At 67.9% G+C, this 15,154-nt stretch carries 17 protein-coding genes and 1 pseudogene; 6 read left to right on the forward strand and 12 right to left on the reverse strand.

Features of this window, described 5'->3' with window-relative positions:
• Positions 1-136: 136 nt before the first annotated feature.
• Positions 137-1,738: an acid phosphatase gene (locus DIE13_RS04040; protein WP_390679161.1), complete on the forward strand. Its 1,602-nt coding sequence runs from the start codon at positions 137-139 to the stop codon at positions 1,736-1,738.
• Positions 1,739-1,863: 125 nt separating this feature from the next.
• Here DIE13_RS04040 and DIE13_RS33250 read toward each other — a convergent pair whose 3' ends face one another.
• The 8 genes and pseudogenes from DIE13_RS33250 to DIE13_RS04075 all read right to left on the reverse strand — a co-directional run bounded on the left by DIE13_RS33250 (position 1,864) and on the right by DIE13_RS04075 (position 8,068).
• Positions 1,864-2,163: a DUF3331 domain-containing protein gene (locus DIE13_RS33250; RefSeq protein WP_233409971.1), complete on the reverse strand. Its 300-nt coding sequence runs from the start codon at positions 2,161-2,163 to the stop codon at positions 1,864-1,866.
• A pseudogene (locus DIE13_RS33255) lies at positions 2,158-2,361 on the reverse strand (DUF3331 domain-containing protein); the annotation flags it as partial. The gene DIE13_RS33250 and the pseudogene DIE13_RS33255, both read right to left, overlap by 6 nt.
• Before the next feature lie 54 nt (positions 2,362-2,415).
• Positions 2,416-3,906 (reverse strand): alginate export family protein, encoded by a 1,491-nt coding sequence (locus DIE13_RS04050; RefSeq protein ID WP_124825928.1) that lies wholly within the window; start codon positions 3,904-3,906, stop codon positions 2,416-2,418.
• Positions 3,903-4,598, reverse strand: coding sequence for a YoaK family protein (locus DIE13_RS04055; RefSeq protein WP_124825929.1), 696 nt, complete (start codon positions 4,596-4,598; stop codon positions 3,903-3,905). The genes DIE13_RS04050 and DIE13_RS04055 overlap by 4 nt, the downstream gene beginning before the upstream one ends.
• Complete coding sequence (locus DIE13_RS04060) at positions 4,595-5,512, reverse strand: VOC family protein (RefSeq protein WP_124825930.1); 918 nt, start codon at positions 5,510-5,512, stop codon at positions 4,595-4,597. Before DIE13_RS04060 ends, DIE13_RS04055 begins: the two co-directional genes overlap by 4 nt.
• Before the next feature lie 26 nt (positions 5,513-5,538).
• A complete protein-coding gene (locus DIE13_RS04065; protein ID WP_124825931.1) occupies positions 5,539-5,991 on the reverse strand; it encodes a DoxX family protein in 453 nt (150 codons plus the stop codon).
• 1 nt (position 5,992) lies between these two features.
• On the reverse strand, positions 5,993-7,882 hold the full coding sequence (locus DIE13_RS04070; RefSeq protein WP_124825932.1) for an amidohydrolase: 1,890 nt from the start codon (positions 7,880-7,882) through the stop codon (positions 5,993-5,995).
• Positions 7,883-7,900: 18 nt separating this feature from the next.
• A complete protein-coding gene (locus DIE13_RS04075; protein WP_124825933.1) occupies positions 7,901-8,068 on the reverse strand; it encodes a DUF1427 family protein in 168 nt (55 codons plus the stop codon).
• Between the two features lie 102 nt (positions 8,069-8,170).
• Between DIE13_RS04075 and DIE13_RS04080 the strand changes: the two genes are divergently transcribed.
• A complete protein-coding gene (locus DIE13_RS04080) occupies positions 8,171-9,094 on the forward strand; it encodes a LysR family transcriptional regulator (protein WP_124825934.1) in 924 nt (307 codons plus the stop codon).
• Positions 9,095-9,154: 60 nt separating this feature from the next.
• Here the strand turns inward: DIE13_RS04080 and DIE13_RS04085 are convergent, their stop codons facing one another.
• Positions 9,155-9,841, reverse strand: a complete 687-nt coding sequence (locus DIE13_RS04085; RefSeq protein ID WP_124825935.1) for a hydrolase — start codon at positions 9,839-9,841, stop codon at positions 9,155-9,157.
• The gene (locus tag DIE13_RS04090) at positions 9,822-10,118 is read right to left on the reverse strand and encodes a hypothetical protein (RefSeq protein ID WP_124825936.1); all 297 of its coding nucleotides are present in this window, start codon (positions 10,116-10,118) and stop codon (positions 9,822-9,824) included. Before DIE13_RS04090 ends, DIE13_RS04085 begins: the two co-directional genes overlap by 20 nt.
• Between DIE13_RS04090 and DIE13_RS04095 the strand changes: the two genes are divergently transcribed.
• The 4 genes from DIE13_RS04095 to DIE13_RS04110 are packed head-to-tail and all read left to right on the forward strand — an operon-like array spanning position 10,117 to position 13,349.
• A complete protein-coding gene (locus tag DIE13_RS04095) occupies positions 10,117-10,377 on the forward strand; it encodes a XapX domain-containing protein (protein WP_124825937.1) in 261 nt (86 codons plus the stop codon). The two genes, DIE13_RS04090 and DIE13_RS04095, sit on opposite strands and share 2 nt — an antisense overlap.
• Positions 10,378-10,402: 25 nt before the next feature.
• Positions 10,403-11,983, forward strand: a complete 1,581-nt coding sequence (locus DIE13_RS04100; protein WP_124825938.1) for a sodium:proton antiporter — start codon at positions 10,403-10,405, stop codon at positions 11,981-11,983.
• Positions 11,984-12,039: 56 nt separating this feature from the next.
• Positions 12,040-12,432: an OsmC family protein gene (locus DIE13_RS04105; protein ID WP_124825939.1), complete on the forward strand. Its 393-nt coding sequence runs from the start codon at positions 12,040-12,042 to the stop codon at positions 12,430-12,432.
• Between the two features lie 32 nt (positions 12,433-12,464).
• Positions 12,465-13,349, forward strand: a complete 885-nt coding sequence (locus DIE13_RS04110) for a pirin family protein (protein WP_124825940.1) — start codon at positions 12,465-12,467, stop codon at positions 13,347-13,349.
• 56 nt (positions 13,350-13,405) lie between these two features.
• Here the strand turns inward: DIE13_RS04110 and DIE13_RS04115 are convergent, their stop codons facing one another.
• Entirely contained in the window at positions 13,406-13,600 is a 195-nt protein-coding gene (locus DIE13_RS04115; protein ID WP_124825941.1) for a hypothetical protein, read from the reverse strand.
• On the reverse strand, positions 13,582-15,138 hold the full coding sequence (bcsG, locus tag DIE13_RS04120) for a cellulose biosynthesis protein BcsG (protein WP_124825942.1): 1,557 nt from the start codon (positions 15,136-15,138) through the stop codon (positions 13,582-13,584). The genes DIE13_RS04115 and bcsG overlap by 19 nt, the downstream gene beginning before the upstream one ends.
• Between the last annotated feature and the right edge of the window lie 16 nt (positions 15,139-15,154).

The following is a 15,154-nucleotide window of genomic DNA, read 5'->3' on the forward strand; positions in this document are numbered from 1 at the left end:
ACCGACAGCAAATCGAAAGGACGCCTACACTCGCCTGTCAAATCGCGCCCTCAAAATGCTTACAGCCGGACACGCGACGGTCATCTTCGAGAACCGGCCGCACACCGATGCTCCGGTCCCCCACGCGACAAGAGAGATGAGAGTACAACGCATGAAAACCCACGCCTGGATTCGCTTTACGCCGATCGCCGTTGCCGCGGCGGCGGCCCTCACCGCCTGCGGCGGCGACGACGTGCAGCCGCAAGGCCTGTCGACGGTGAAGAACGTCGTCGTGATCTATGCGGAAAACCGCAGCTTCGACAACCTGTACGGCAACTTCCCGGGCGCGAACGGCCTGCAGAACGTGACGGCTGCCAGCGCGCAGCAAAAAGACCGTAACGGCCAGCCGCTCGCGACGCTGCCGAAGGTCTGGGGCGGCCTGACCGCGAAGGGCGTGACGCCGGCCGTGACCGAAGCGATGACGGCCAACCTGCCGAACGCACCGTTCGCGATCGACGACCCGAACGGGTTCAACACGTCGATGAGCGTGACGACGCGCGACCTGTATCACCGCTTCTACGAGAACCAGATGCAGATCAACGGCGGCAAGAACGACATGTTCGCCGCATGGGCCGACTCCGGCGGCCTCGTGATGGGCCACTACACGCCCGACGCGACGAAGCTGCCACTGTGGAAGATCGCGCAGCAATACACGCTCGCCGACAACTTCTTCATGGGCGCGTTCGGCGGCTCGTTCCTGAACCACCAGTACCTGATCTGCGCGTGCGCGCCGTTCTATGCGAACGCCGACAAGAGCCCGGCGTCCGGCTCGATCTCGGCCGTCGCGGCAGACGGCAAGTCGCTGCAGCTCGCGAGCAATTCGCCGGCGTCCGCGCTCGACGGCATTCCGAAGTTCGTGAACTCGGGCAACCTGACGCCGGACTTCTACGCGATCAACACGATGCAGCCGCCGTACCAGCCGAGCGGCAACAAGGCCGCATCGGGCGGCGACCCGAACCTCGCCGACCCGTCGGCCGCGACGACGCTGCCGCCGCAGACGCAACAGAACATCGGCGACCTGCTGACCAATGCGGGCGTGTCGTGGGCATGGTACGGCGGCGCGTGGAACCAGGCGCTGCAGGCCGCGCAAAGCGGCACGGCGAACGTGATCTACGGCCCGAACATGACGGCGCCGAACTTCCAGCCGCACCACCAGCCGTTCAACTACTACGCGAACCAGGCGCCGGGCAGCACGAGCCGCGCGCAGCACCTGCTCGACGGCGGCACCGACGGCAGCGAATTCATCAAGGCGATCGACGCGGGCACGCTGCCGCAAGTCGCGTTCTACAAGCCGCAGGGCAACCTGAACGAACACCCGGGCTATACGGACGTCGCGAGCGGCGACCAGCACATCGCGACCGTGCTCGCGCACCTGCAGGCAAGCCCGCAGTGGAAGAACATGGTCGTGGTCGTCACCTACGACGAAAACGGCGGCTTCTGGGATCACGTGTCGCCGCCGAAGGGCGATCGCTGGGGTCCGGGCACACGGATTCCGGCGCTGATCGTGTCGCCGTACGCGAAGAAGGGCTTCGTCGACCACACGCAATACGACACGGCGTCGATCCTGCGCTTCATCACGCGCCGCTTCTCGCTGCCGCGCCTCGCGGGCCTGCAGCAGCGCGACGACGCGCTGAAGGCAAACGGCGCGCAACCGATGGGCGACCTGACGAACGCGCTCACGCTGTCGCCGAACCCGTAACGGTACGGCCAGGAACGGCCGGCGCGATGCCGGCCGCCAATGACGAAGGGCGGCTTGGGCCGCCCTTCGTTCGTTCTGCAAGCGCGCGTCACCCCGGCATGTTCGGCGTCGTGCCCGCGCCCCGCTCAGGCAGGCGCGAAGTCGGCGCCATCGAGTGCGACGGCCAGAATCATCGCGCCGGAATTCGGTGGCATCGGCCGTCCGCTCGGGCGGAACACGTCATCCCCGCATGCAATCCGCGCCCCCGTCAGCGCGCAGACACCCGCATGCCGCGCGCGTCCGGGCTTCCAGTGCTGCTCGCCGAAGTGCGCACGCCCCGGTTCGACCCAGCGCACGACCAGCAACTGCGCCGAGCGCTCCAGCACCTGCACCTGCGGACGCACCGTCGGCGCGCGCAGACTGCCGAGCGCCGCGGCCAGGATCATCGCATTCGGATCGACCGGCGCACGCCCGCGCGGGCTGAAGACGGCGTCGCCGCACACGATCTTTTCGCCAGACAGCGCGCAGTGGCCCGAACGGCATGCCCGCCCGGACGTCCAGCGCTGTTCCGCGCCGCCCGGCGCCAGCCAGCGCACGATCAGCACCTCGTCAGAATAGGCGAGCACCTGCACGCGCGCATTCATCCGACACCCTGCATCGGGCGCGCATTCGACGGCGCACGCGCTGCGGCCCGCGCGCTACCACCCATACTTCAGCTCGACGCCCGCATAGTCGGCGTTGTGTCCGCCCGCCTGCCGGATCGCGTCGCCGACCTGGAAATGCACGGCCTCGATCGATCCGATCAGGTTCGCGGCGATGGTCCAGTCCGCGCGCAACTGCACGTACATGCCCGTCCACAGACCGCCCTTGCCCGCCGTGCCCGGGACCGGTATGTTCGGCTGCTGATAGACGGCATCGCCGGTCGTCTCGCGCCACTGGAAGCCCAGCGCGCCGAGCAGCGACAGGTTCGCCGACGGTTTCAGCGTCACGGACGGCTTCACGTGAATCAGGTTCGCGTAACTCGTATAGCCGGCGAGCGTGAAGTAGTAGCCGTTCGGGAACAGCGGGTTGAACGTGCCGACGCGGCCGTCTCCCGGGTGCCGGTCGCCCGACGCCGCATCGACCTGCAGCGCGATGTGCGGCGACCACGGCGCATCGAGCTTGTAGCCCGCGATCGAACCGACGGCCCACGCGCCGATCGTGCTGTTGCCGACGGTGCCGGACTGCAGCATCGTTTCGAGATCCCAGTCGAAGCGCCCCTGCGTGCCGCTGTAGCGCAGGTCCCATACGTCGCGACGCTCTGGGCCGCTCGCATCGAGGTAACGCGCGTTGGTGCGGTTGTAGCGCGACCAGTAGCCGGACAGGTCGCCGGGCCCGACCGACTGCCGCTCGAAGCGCAGGCCGCTGAACGTGAGATCGCGATTCGACACGTCGTCGAAATCGGACGCGTTGCGGTTCTGCACCGGCTGCGTCGCATAGCCGATGAAGCGCCATTTCCCGTATTCGTAGTCGGCCCAGACCGCATCGAACGCCTGCCGCACGTTCGGACCGTCGCGCGCGGCAATGAAGCGCTGCAGGTCGAACGCCATTTCCTGCCGGCCGACGCGGAACTTGACCGTGCCGCCGCCGAGCGCGCCCGTGTAGGCCGCGAACGCCTGTTCGAGATCGAGCGGGTTCCGGTCGACCGGCGACACCGTGTTCTTGCCGTAAGCACGCGCGTCCTGCAACTGCGCGAAGAACTGCCAGTGCTGGCCGAGATGCGCATCGGCATGCACTTCGACGCGCTGGATCAGATACGTATCCGATTGCGCGGAGCCGATCCCGAACAGCTGCGCGTTGTTGGTTTCAAGCCGCTCGCGCAGGTTCATGCCAAGCGACAGATAGGATGCCGGATCGTTGCCGAGCGGCATGTATTTCAGCCCGTCGAGCGGCTGGCGCGGCACGCACGGATTCGCGAGCACCGACCAGTCTTCCTGCCAGCGGTTGAACAGCACGGTCGGCCGCCTGGCGGTGCAGGTCGAAACCGTGCCGTCGGCCGCGGATGCCGGTGTGGACGTCGATGTCGACGTTGCCACCGCTTGCGCGAACGCCGCGTCGGCGCCTGCGAACAGCAGCCCCACGACGATCGACAGGCCTGCGGCCCGATCGGCGTGGCGGCTGCGGTATCTTCCCTGTGTCAACGGGATCATGCGTGCTCCTGCTTGACGGTGCCGGCCGCTTGCGCCGCGCACGTCGCGAGCAGCGCAAGCGCGCCGACGGGCACGAGCAGCGCCCAGAATCCGACCTGACGAAACCCGAGTGCACCACCTGCCGCACCGAGCGCGAACGCGACGATGGCCGGCAGCATCTTGCCGAAGCGCGCGCGCGCGGCCGCACGCGCGCTGTCGGCCGTGCCGGCCGACAGCATGTCGACGACGTCGAGGATCGCCTGCGTCACGTTGCCGGTCATCACGGTGTTCGGCACGCCGGCACGCGGGATCACGCGCGGGTGCGCATTCTGCACGCCCATCGCGAACGTGCCGACGATGCCGGCCACGAGCGCCGGCAGGCTGTCGGGCTGCGTGACGGGCGACGCCCATACGCCGGCCGCGCAGAAACCGAGCAGCAGCACGGCCTGCACCGCGTGCAGCGCGCGCGTGCCCTGCCACGCCGGCCGCGCGGACATCGAGCGCGCGATCAGGCTGCTGGCGATCACGCCGCACACGAACGCCGGAAACACGCTCAGTTTCAGCACGACGCCCTGGCCGAACCCCGCGATGCCCGCGCCGATCAACACGAAGTTGCCGGTCACGTGCGCGGTGAACAGCCCGAACAGCGCGACGAAGCTCAGCGTGTCGACGAAGCCGGCCACCGCGGCAAGGAGCGTGTCCTCGTGCTTCATCGTGCCGCGCTCGCGTGGATCTCGGCGACGTAGCCCCCCGGGAACTGCACGAGCGCCGCTTCGCGGCCGTCCGACGCGAACGGCGGCACGAGCACGGTCACGCCCGCGGCTTCGGCCTGCTTCAGCGTCGCGGCGAGATCGGCCACTTCGTAGCCCGTCATCTCGCGGCCGAACGGGTAAGGCAGATGGCCGTCGGTCACGAGCACCGTCAGCTTGCCGAAGCCCGACTCGATGCGGATGCGGCGATACGTATCGTCCGGCCGGCCGATTTCGACGCCGGGCGCCTTGCGCGCGTCCGACACGACCTTGCCGTGCGAGAACGCGACGAAGTCGCGCACCAGCACGTCCGCGCGTTCCGGCGACACGTACACGCGGTTCTCCGGCACCGTCTGCAGCGCGTCGTAGTTCGGCGCCTGCGTATGCCAGTAGAGCTGCATGTTCACGCCGCCCGGCCAGCGGATGATCGCGTCGCGGCCGATCGGATCGGGAAACGTGTCGACGACCACGTCCGCGCCGTGCGCACGCGCCGACTTCATCGCGACGTCGAGGTCGGTGACGAGGTAGCCGGTGCGCTCCGAGCAGAACGGATACGGAATCGGCGTCTTGAAGCCGAACACCGACACCGTGCCGACCGGCGTGAGCACGAGCTGCGACATCGTCTGGCTCGGCGTCGGCGTGACCTGGAACACGCCCTGCTTCGACTTCTTGCCGCCGAACGTCGCGACGAAGCTGTCGGTGAAGCGGTCGAAATCTTCCGGCGCGACGCACACGTGCGTCGTGTCGTACTGCGGGCCGACCGCGATCGCGGGCGTCGCGACGGCCTTCGCGACCGGCGGCTTCGCGAAAGCCGCCGGCGCGACGGCGAGGCCGCCCGCGATCATCGCGGCAAGCAGCACTGAACGAATGGATTTCATCACGGGATTCCCTGGTTGTTGCATCGTCATCGAATGGAGCGGCCGTCGTCGGCCGCGTGCTGCGCATCGTCGAGCACGGTCGCCAGCACGAGTGCCGCGATCAGCCCGAGATGCTCGAAAAAGCTGTTGAGCGCCATGAAATGCCCGGCGCCCGAGCGATTCCAGAAATCATTTGCCACGACCATCGCGACGAGCGTCAGCATGCCGAGGCTGCCGGCGCCGAGCCACGTGAAGCGGCGAAACACTACGCAAAGCGAGCCGCCGATCTCGACCGCGATTGCGAGCACCGCCCACAGCGCGGCCGGATGCAGGCCGAAGTGCGCCTGCTCCGCGACCGCGCCGTCGAAATCGAGCGCCTTCGCGACGCCGCCGATCAGAAAGGCGGACACCAGCGCCAGGCGCGCGAGCGGCAAGGCCCACGGCTGCGACAGCAGCGCACGAACCCATGCCGGGTTGCCGTAGACGGTGCGCGTCGTCATGTCAGACCGCCCAGCACGAACAGCCGAACGCGCCCCAGAAGCCCTTCGCGTCCGAGGTCGGCAACGCGCGGCCCCACGCGCCCGCATGTGCGTGGCCGTGCACGTTGCACGCGCTTGCGCAGCCGCACATCGCGGCGGCCGCGGCCCGTTGGAGCGGTGCGCCGTCGCGTTGCGTCGCGCCCCAGCCGCCGTAACCGCCGTACGCGCGCACCGGCGACCAGTCCGGCATCGCGGGCGGAATCGGCGCGTCGTGCGACGAAAACGGCCCGGCGCCCCACACGATCCGGCCGCCCACGATCGTCAGCAATGCAGTCGTGTCGACGATATCGTCCTCCGCACATGTGAAGAAATCGCGATCCGGGACGACCAGGTCGGCGAGCTGCCCGACCGCGATGCGCCCTTTCTTGCCTTCCTCGTTCGAGAACCAGGTCACGTACTCGGTCCACATGCGCAACGCGGTTTCGCGATCGAGCAGGTTGCGCTGCGGATACATGCGCATCCCGCCGACCGTCTTGCCCGTCACGAGCCATGCGAGCGACACCCACGGGTTGTACGACGCGACGCGAGTCGCGTCGGTGCCGGCCGATACCTTGAGCCCCTTGCCGAGCATCTTCGCGACAGGCGGCGTCGCTTCCGCTGCCTGCGCGCCGTAGCGCTCGACGAAGTACTCGCCCTGGTACGCCATCCGGTGCTGCACCGCAACGCCGCCGCCGAGCGCGGCGATCCGGTCCATCGACTTCTCGGAGATCGTTTCCGCATGATCGAAGAACCAGTTCAGCCCGTCGAGCGGAATATCGCGGTTCACTTTCTCGAACACGTCGAGCGCGCGGCTGATCGTTTCGTCGTAGGTGGCATGCATGCGCCACGGCCAGCGGTTCTGCGCGAGCACGCGCACGACGCCTTCGAGATCGTCTTCCATCTGCGCGGGCAGGTCCGGACGCGCGACGCGGAAGTCCTCGAAATCGGCCGCGGAAAACACCAGCATCTCGCCCGCGCCGTTGTTGCGGAAATAGTCGGTGCCGTCGTGATACTTGACGCTCTTCGTCCAGTTCACGAAGTCTTCCTTCTCCGCGTTCGGCTTCTGCGTGAACAGGTTGTATGCGATGCGCACCGTCATCTCGCCCGCATCGTGCAGCTTGCGGATCACTTCGTAATCGTCGGGATAGTTCTGCGAGCCGCCGCCGGCGTCGATCACGCCGGTCACGCCGAGCCGGTTCAGCTCGCGCATGAAGTGACGCGTCGAGTTGTACTGATATTCGAACGGCAGCTTCGGCCCCTTCGCCAGCGTCGCATAGAGGATCGACGCGTTCGGGTTCGCGAGCAGCAGGCCCGTCGGGTTGCCCGTCTCGTCGCGCAGGATCGTGCCGCCCGGCGGCTCCGGCGTGTCCTTCGTATAGCCGACGACGCGCAGCGCGGCCGCGTTCAGCAGCGCACGGTCATACAGGTGCAGGATGAACACCGGCGTATCGGGCGCGACCGCATTGAGTTCGTCGATCGTCGGCAGGCGCTTCTCCGCGAACTGATGCTCGGCGAAGCCGCCGACCACGCGCACCCATTGCGGCGCCGGCGTGATCGCGACCTGCTGCTCGAGCATCTCCATCGCGACCGCGAGCGAGCGCACGCCGTCCCAGCGCAGCTCGAGGTTGTAGTTCAGCCCGCCGCGAATCACGTGCGTGTGGTTGTCGATCAGGCCCGGCAGCACCGGGCGCCCGTCGAGATCGATCACCTTCGTCGCGCGGCCCGCGAGCGGCATGATGTCGGTGTTGCTGCCGACCGCGACGAAGCGGCCGTCCTTGATCGCGACGGCAGTCGCGACGGGGTTCGCACGATCGAGCGTCGTGATGCGCCCGCTGTGCAGGATGAGATCCGGTTGAGTATCGGTTGCGTTCATGGTGTGTCCTCGATGTGGTCAGAAGCCGAGCCAGTGACGGACGGGGCCGATGGCCTGTGCGCCGATCAACATGCCGGCGAGGCCGATCAGCGCGATCAGCGGCGGCGCAGGCGAGCGCACCCTGATCACGCTGTACACGACGCCGATCAGCATGCCGGCGGACAGTGACAATAGATAAGATTCCATAACGATTTTTCCTCCCGGCCGGATTAGAATGATCCGCATCGCAACGGCTGCTCGATTCGCTGCCGCCACATTCACTTCGCATTCCTGCCACTCTGTCCGACCATGCAAACCCTTCCTGACCTCGAAGCCTGGGCCATCTTTGCGCGCGTCGCGGAGACGGGCTCGTTCGCGAAAGCCGCGGAACTGCTCGGCATATCGCAACCGACCGTATCGAAGGCGATCGCGCGCCTCGAAAAGCGCCTCGGCGCGATGCTGCTGTACCGCACGTCGCGCAAGCTGTCGCTCACGCCCACCGGCGAACTGCTGCGCGACCGCGCGATCCGCCTGCTCGCCGACGCCGAGCTGATCGAGAGCGAAGCGACCGCGCAAGCACTCGAACCGCACGGCCTCGTGCGCGTGAACGCGCCGATGTCGTTCGGGCTGCGCCATCTGTCGCCGCTGCTGCCCGCGTTTCTCGAGCGCTATCCGCGCGTCGACATCGACCTCGTGCTGACCGATCACATCGTCGACATCGTGTCCGGCGGCTTCGACGTCGCGATCCGCATCGCCGAGCTCAGCGATTCGTCGCTGCGCTCGCGCCGGCTGTGCGCGGTGCGCCGCCCGCTCGTCGCGTCGCCCTCGTATCTCGACCGGCACGGCCGGCCCACGCATCCGCGCGACATCGAACAGCACGTTTGCCTCACCTACACGAACCTGCCGACGCCCGAACACTGGCGCTTTCGCCTCCCGGCCTCGGGCGAGGACTTCGGCGTGAACGTGCACGGACGCATCCGCACCAACAACGCCGACGTGATCGTCCCCGCGCTCGTCGCCGGCCACGGCCTCGCGCTGCAGCCCGAGTTCCTGGTGTGGGACGCGATGCAGCGCGGCGAACTCGAGGAAGTGATGCGTGACTGGAAGATCGCGGACATCAACGTCAACCTCGTCACGCCGCCCGGCATGCTGCGCGCCGCTCGCGTGACGGTGCTGCTCGACTTCCTCGCCGAACATTTCGCGCATGCACCATGGGCGCTGCCCGCGACCTGAGCGGGCGGCGGTCTTCGGATTCCGCAGTCCGTCGCGGACATCGATCGGGTCGATCGTTCGTTACTTCGCCGGAACCGCCGGAACCGACTCGTGCGGCGTCGCGGTACGTTGCGCGGCCTTGTGGACCATCGTGTACGCGTAGTCGACGCCCATCCCGTACGCGCCCGAGTGCTCCCTGACGACGTTCATCACTGCGTCGTACGTATCGCGGCGCGCCCAGTCGCGCTGCCATTCGAGGATGACCTGCTGCCAGGTGACAGGCACCGCGCCCGCCTGCACCATCCGCTGCATCGCGAAATCGTGCGCGGCCTGCGACGTGCCGCCCGATGCATCGGCCACCATGTAGATCTCGTAATCGCCTTCGAGCATTGCGCACAGTGCGAACGTCGTATTGCAGACCTCGGTCCACAGGCCCGACACGATCACCTTCTTGCGGCCGTTCGCGGCCAGCGCGTCGCGCACCTTCTGGTCGTCCCACGAGTTCATCGACGTGCGTTCGAGCGTCTTCTGGTTCGGGAACACGTCGAGCAATTCCGGATAGGTATGCCCCGAGAAACTCTCGGTCTCGACCGTCGTGATCGTGGTCGGCACGTTGAACGCCTTCGCGGCTTTCGCGAGACCGACGACGTTGTTCTTCAGCGTCTGGCGATCGATCGACTGCACACCGAATGCCATCTGCGGCTGCTGGTCGATGAAGATCAGCTGGCTGTTCTGCGGAGTAAGTACTTCAAGCTTCGGATTGCTCATGGCGCATCGCGTCCTGTGAACGAGAAAAAGAGGGCCTGCCTCGACCGTGAAAACGGAAGGAGCCGGAGATACGTCGCGCCGGATCGTCATCCGGCTCGAAATATTTAATCCTCAAACGCACGGCGCGAACACCCAAGAAATGGAATCGATGCAATTCCGGAAACGACGTCCGTTCGGGGCCGCCCGTGCTTTTTTTCTTCACGCAAACCCGATACGCTTTCAAGACTTTGACGGCGCCGTTGCGGTGCCGCTCGGCCATCACGAGGCGCTCGACCATGAAACCGTATATCTTCTCGCTGCTCGCCGGCATCCTCGCCGGCGTCGTCTACGGCGCGATCGGCGTGAACTCGCCCGCGCCGCCGGTCATCGCGCTCACCGGCCTGCTCGGTATGCTGGCCGGCGAACAGATCCTGCCCGTCGCACGGCGCATGCTCGCGGGGCATCGGCTGAATACGGCGTGGCGCGACGCGAAGTGCAGCCAGCACATGTTCGGCGCACTGCCGGGCGGCAGCACGAACGAACGCAAGCCGTCGTGATGCCGCGCGTCGCGAACCGCCGCGCATGAGCAATGTCGAGCTGTTCCATTACCTGCTGCTGTTGATCTGCGGCGCGGGTGCGCTCACGTGGCTCGCCGAACGGATCTCGATTCCGCCGGCCGTGGTGCTGCTGCTCGGCGGCTGCGCGGTGGCCGTCGCCGGCAAGCGCGTGCCGGACATGGACCCGGCGCTGCTGCTCGCGGCCGTGCTGCCGCCGCTGCTGATGTCGAGCGGTTTCTACACGGCGTGGAAGGAATTCCGGCGCGAGCTCGCGTCGATCACCTCGCTCGCGCTCGGCGCGGTGGCATTCACGACCGTCGCGGTCGCACTCGCCGTGCACGCGGTGAATCCCGCGCTGCCGTGGGCCGCCTGCTTCACGCTCGGCGCGATCGTGTCGCCGCCCGATGCGATCGCCGCGGAGGCGATCCTGAAACGTCATCCGCTGCCCGCACGGCTCGTCGCGGTGCTCGAAGGCGAAAGCCTCGTCAACGACGCGTCGGGTCTGCTGCTCTATCAGATGGCCGTATCGGCCGCGCTCGCGGTCACGATCACGACGGCCAGCGCCACCAGCCTGTTCTTCTCGCTCACGCTGATCGGCATCGCGGTCGGCCTCGCATGCAGTCATGCGATGTGCTGGGTACTGCAGCGCCTGCGCGAGCCGATGCTCGGCATTGTCGTGACCTTCGCGATGGCATGGGGCAGCTACGGGATCGCGGAAGCCGTGCACGGCTCGGGCGTGCTGTCGGTCGTCACCTGCGGGCTCGTGCTCGGCGTGCGCCAGCATCGCGTGTTCGGGGCCGACATGCGGATCAAGGCGAAGGCGACGTGGGAAGCGATCGTGTTCGTGCTCGACGCGCTCGTGTTCATCCTGATCGGCCTCGCGCTGCACGCGATCCTCGCGCGCGTGAACCACGAAGGCGCGGTGCTGATGGATGGCTTGCGCGTGGCGCTGCCGGCCACCGCCGCCGCGATCGCTGCGCGCGTCGTATGGGTGTTCGTCGCGATGTGGCTGCCGGGCCGCCTGCGCGCGGCGCGGGCGGGCCATCCGGCGTGGTCGTGGCGCGAGGCCGTCGTGCTCGGCTGGTCCGGCATGCGCGGCGTGGTGAGCCTCGCCGCCGCGATCGCGCTGCCGGGCAACTTCCCCGGCCGCGACCTGATCCTGTTCAGCACGTTCCTGCTGATCATCGCGACACTCGTCGTGCAGGGCGGCACGCTCGCGCCGCTGATCCGCGTGCTGAAACTGCAGCCGGCCGCGCGGCACACGATGTCCGAGCACGCGGCGCGCGCACACACGTTCGGCGCGGCGCTCGCCGAGCTCGACGCACGCGGGCAGCACGGCTCGGGCCTCGAGCGCGCATCGCTCGACCGGCTGCTGACCGAATACCGCAGCCGCGTCGCGTTCAACGAGCGCGCGCACCGGGATGGCGCCGAACCGGCGGACGTGCGCGCACGCATGCTGCGCGTGGAGCTCGAACTGGTCGGCGTGTCACGCGATGCGCTGCTCGGACTGCATCGCGATGGCCGGGTCGACGACGCGGTGCTGCACCGCATAGAATCCGAACTGGACTTCGAGGAACTGCGGCTGCAGCGCCTGCTCGAACCGTAACGACCGGCCGTGCCCGGACGGTCGCCGGCCCACCCCCTTCCCCACATGGAATTGCAATGAGCGAACTGTCCGTCGAAGCGAGCATCGGCTCGGTCGATTACCTGGTCCATTTCACCGACGGCGTCCATCAGTGGCGCGCCGACGAGCCGGCGTCGCTCGGCGGCGGCGACGCGGCACCGACACCCGTCGCGCTGCTGCTGTCGAGCCTCGGCGCATGCACCGCGATCACGCTGAAGATGTATGCGCAACGCAAGGGCTGGCCGCTCGCCGAAGTGCACGTGAAGCTCGCGCACGAATCGGGCAGCGCGGGCAGTACGATCGTGCGCCGCATCACGCTCGACGGCGACCTGTCCGACGAGCAGCGCGAGCGCCTGCTGCAGATCGCGAACGCGTGCCCGGTGCACAAGATCCTCTCGCACCCGATCGCGATCGACACCGCGATCGCCTGACGCGCCGCCCCCCCGAACCCGAAGCCCTCACCATGTCCGCATCGATCAAGACCCTGCTCACGCCGCGCGAGAGCGACATCGGCAACCTCGTCGTGCGCCGCGTGCTGCCCGCGCGCGCCGCGCGCCTCGTCGGCCCGTTCATCTTCTTCGACGAGATGGGGCCGGCCGTGCTGCCGGCCGGCAGCGGCATCGACGTGCTGCCACATCCGCACATCGGTCTCGCAACCGTCACCTACCTGTTCGACGGCACGCTGATGCATCACGACAGCCTCGGCTTCCGGCAGAAGATCGTGCCCGGCGACGTGAACTGGATGACGGCCGGACGCGGCATCGTGCACTCGGAGCGTTCGCCCGACGAAGACCGGCCGCTCGCGCAGCCGGTCCACGGGATCCAGACCTGGGTTGCGCTGCCGGTCGAGCACGAGGACACCGAGCCCGCATTCGCGCATCACGCGGCCGACACGCTGCCGTCGTTCACGCGCGACGGCACGAACGTGCGCGTGATCGCAGGCACGGCGTTCGGGCTCACGTCGCCAGTCGAGGTGTTCTCGCCGACGCTCTATGCGTACGCGGCATTCACGGTGGGCGGAACCCTTGCGCTCGACGCGGAACACGACGAGCGCGGCGTGTATCTCGTCGACGGCGACCTCACGATCGACGGCACGCCGCTCGCCCCCGCGACGATGGCCGTGCTCGAACCCGGCACGGGCGTCGCACTCGCGAGCGCGAACGGCGCGCGCGTGATGCTGCTCGGCGGCGCTCATCTGCCGGGCGAGCGGTTCATCGAATGGAATTTCGTGTCGAGCGCGCGCGCGAAGATCGAAGCGGCCCGCAACGCGTGGGCCGCGCAGACCTTCGGCAAGGTACCCGGCGAAGAAGACCAGTGGACGCGCCAGCCGGAACGCAAGGCGCACTGACACTTCATCGGTCGATCGACGCAACGCGGCCGGCATTCACGCCGGCCGCGTTGCGTTTACCGCGTCAATCCCATCAGCTTCGCAAGTACCGGCCAGCGCTCGAGCGATTCGACGAACGCGCGCCGCGCCTGCTCGTCGACATAGTGGGCCGGGTCCAGCGCGGGTAGGTGCCGCGCGAGGCCGAGCACGTCGTTCGGTTGCGACAGGCGGCCCTCGTCGCCTTCGCCGATGTTTATTGTTCGTCGATCCATACGCCGTCCGGAGTCTTGACCGCATAGCCCGCGGGCGTCTGCATCGTCACCGTGCCCTCGTTCTCGCCGACCATCCGCGTGCGCGGCAGATCGGCCGCATATTGCGCGAGGGTCACGCCGGGCTTGAACGGACTGTTCGACACGAGGTTCGACAGGAGTTGCGCGAGCGCGAGGAAGCTCGTCGGCTGGTCGATCACGGTGGTCGTGCCGTGATTGCCGGTGAAACCGACGAGCCGAACGCCGACCGGCCCGTGAATGATGCGCGGCGTCGGAATCTCGCGCAGGCCCGCGACCTGGTTCTTGTCGCCGCGCAGCGCGGCGCCGTGCTCGGGCACGAACACGATCACCGCGCGCCGGCCCGACTGCGCGACCAGATCGGCGAGCCGGTCGAAGTCGTCCATCAGCTTGGTCGCGCGCTGCGGATACGAGTCGATGCTGTTCAGCGAACTGCCGATCACGCGGTTGCCGTCGTGCATGCTGATCGTGTTGTAGTACAGCGCGACCGGCCCCGGCACCGATGCGCGCTGCGCGTACCAGTTCGCGAGCGTCTGGTAGTCGTCCTTGATCGCCGAGCCGTCGAACGCGTGCATCGCGACAGGTGCGGCCGCGTTCGAGATCATCGGCGCGTCGGGCACGCCGAGGTTGTCGTGCACGACCTGCAGGAAGTTGTCGAAGTGGCCGTCGTGGTTCAGCAGCGACTGCACCGTGTAGCCGGCGGCCGCCAGCTGCGAGAACAGGTAGCACTGCTGCGGCGCGGGCTTGTACAGGTCCGCGTGCGCTTCCTGGCCGCAGGTCGCGCGCAGCACGCGGATCGCGGCCGGGCCGCTGTAGCTCGCGGCCGTGCTGAAGTTGTTGAACAGGTAATCGAAGTGGCTCAGCATCGGGTGGTTGCGCACCTTCGCGGCGTCGAGGTCGTCCCACGACAGCGAGCAGATATGCAGCACGATCACGTCGAACTGCGTGGACGGATCGTTGCCGAGATGGCCGAACGTGACCTGCCGCTGCGACTCCTGCGCGCGGAACGTCGCGAGCGCCGCGTTGTGATCCTCGGGCTGGTCGGAGCGCCCGCCGTTGCCGTTGGCGAGCTGCTGCGCGGGCGGTGCGACGACGCGCGCCATCAGTCCGTTGCCGGCCTGCCATAGCGGCATCACGATCAGCACGGCGAGCACGAAGGTTGCGACGCGCAGCCAGCGGTTCACGATGAAATAGACGATCAGCGCGCCCGCCACCGTCAGCACCAGCATCGGCGGCAGCAGGCGCGGCAGCAGTTCCATCCAGTAGTCGAGGCGGAACGTGCTGACCTCGCGCGCGGCTTCGGCGAGACGCGCGAGCGGCGGCGCATGCAGCTCGCGCGCGAGCAGCGGCACCGCGATCGCGATCGCCACGATCTGCCGCACGATGCGCCACACGCGCTGCCGGATCGGCGCGCTCGCGACGAGCGCCAGCGCGAACGCGAGGTTCGCGAGCCACATCGGCTGCAGGTGGCCGGTCGCGAACAGCGCGAACTTCAGGATGAAATACAGATTCCAGAACGTCATCTAAACCACTCCGTCA

Origin of the sequence: Burkholderia sp. Bp9016 (genome assembly GCF_003857765.1) — a bacterium.
GTDB lineage: Bacteria > Pseudomonadota > Gammaproteobacteria > Burkholderiales > Burkholderiaceae > Burkholderia.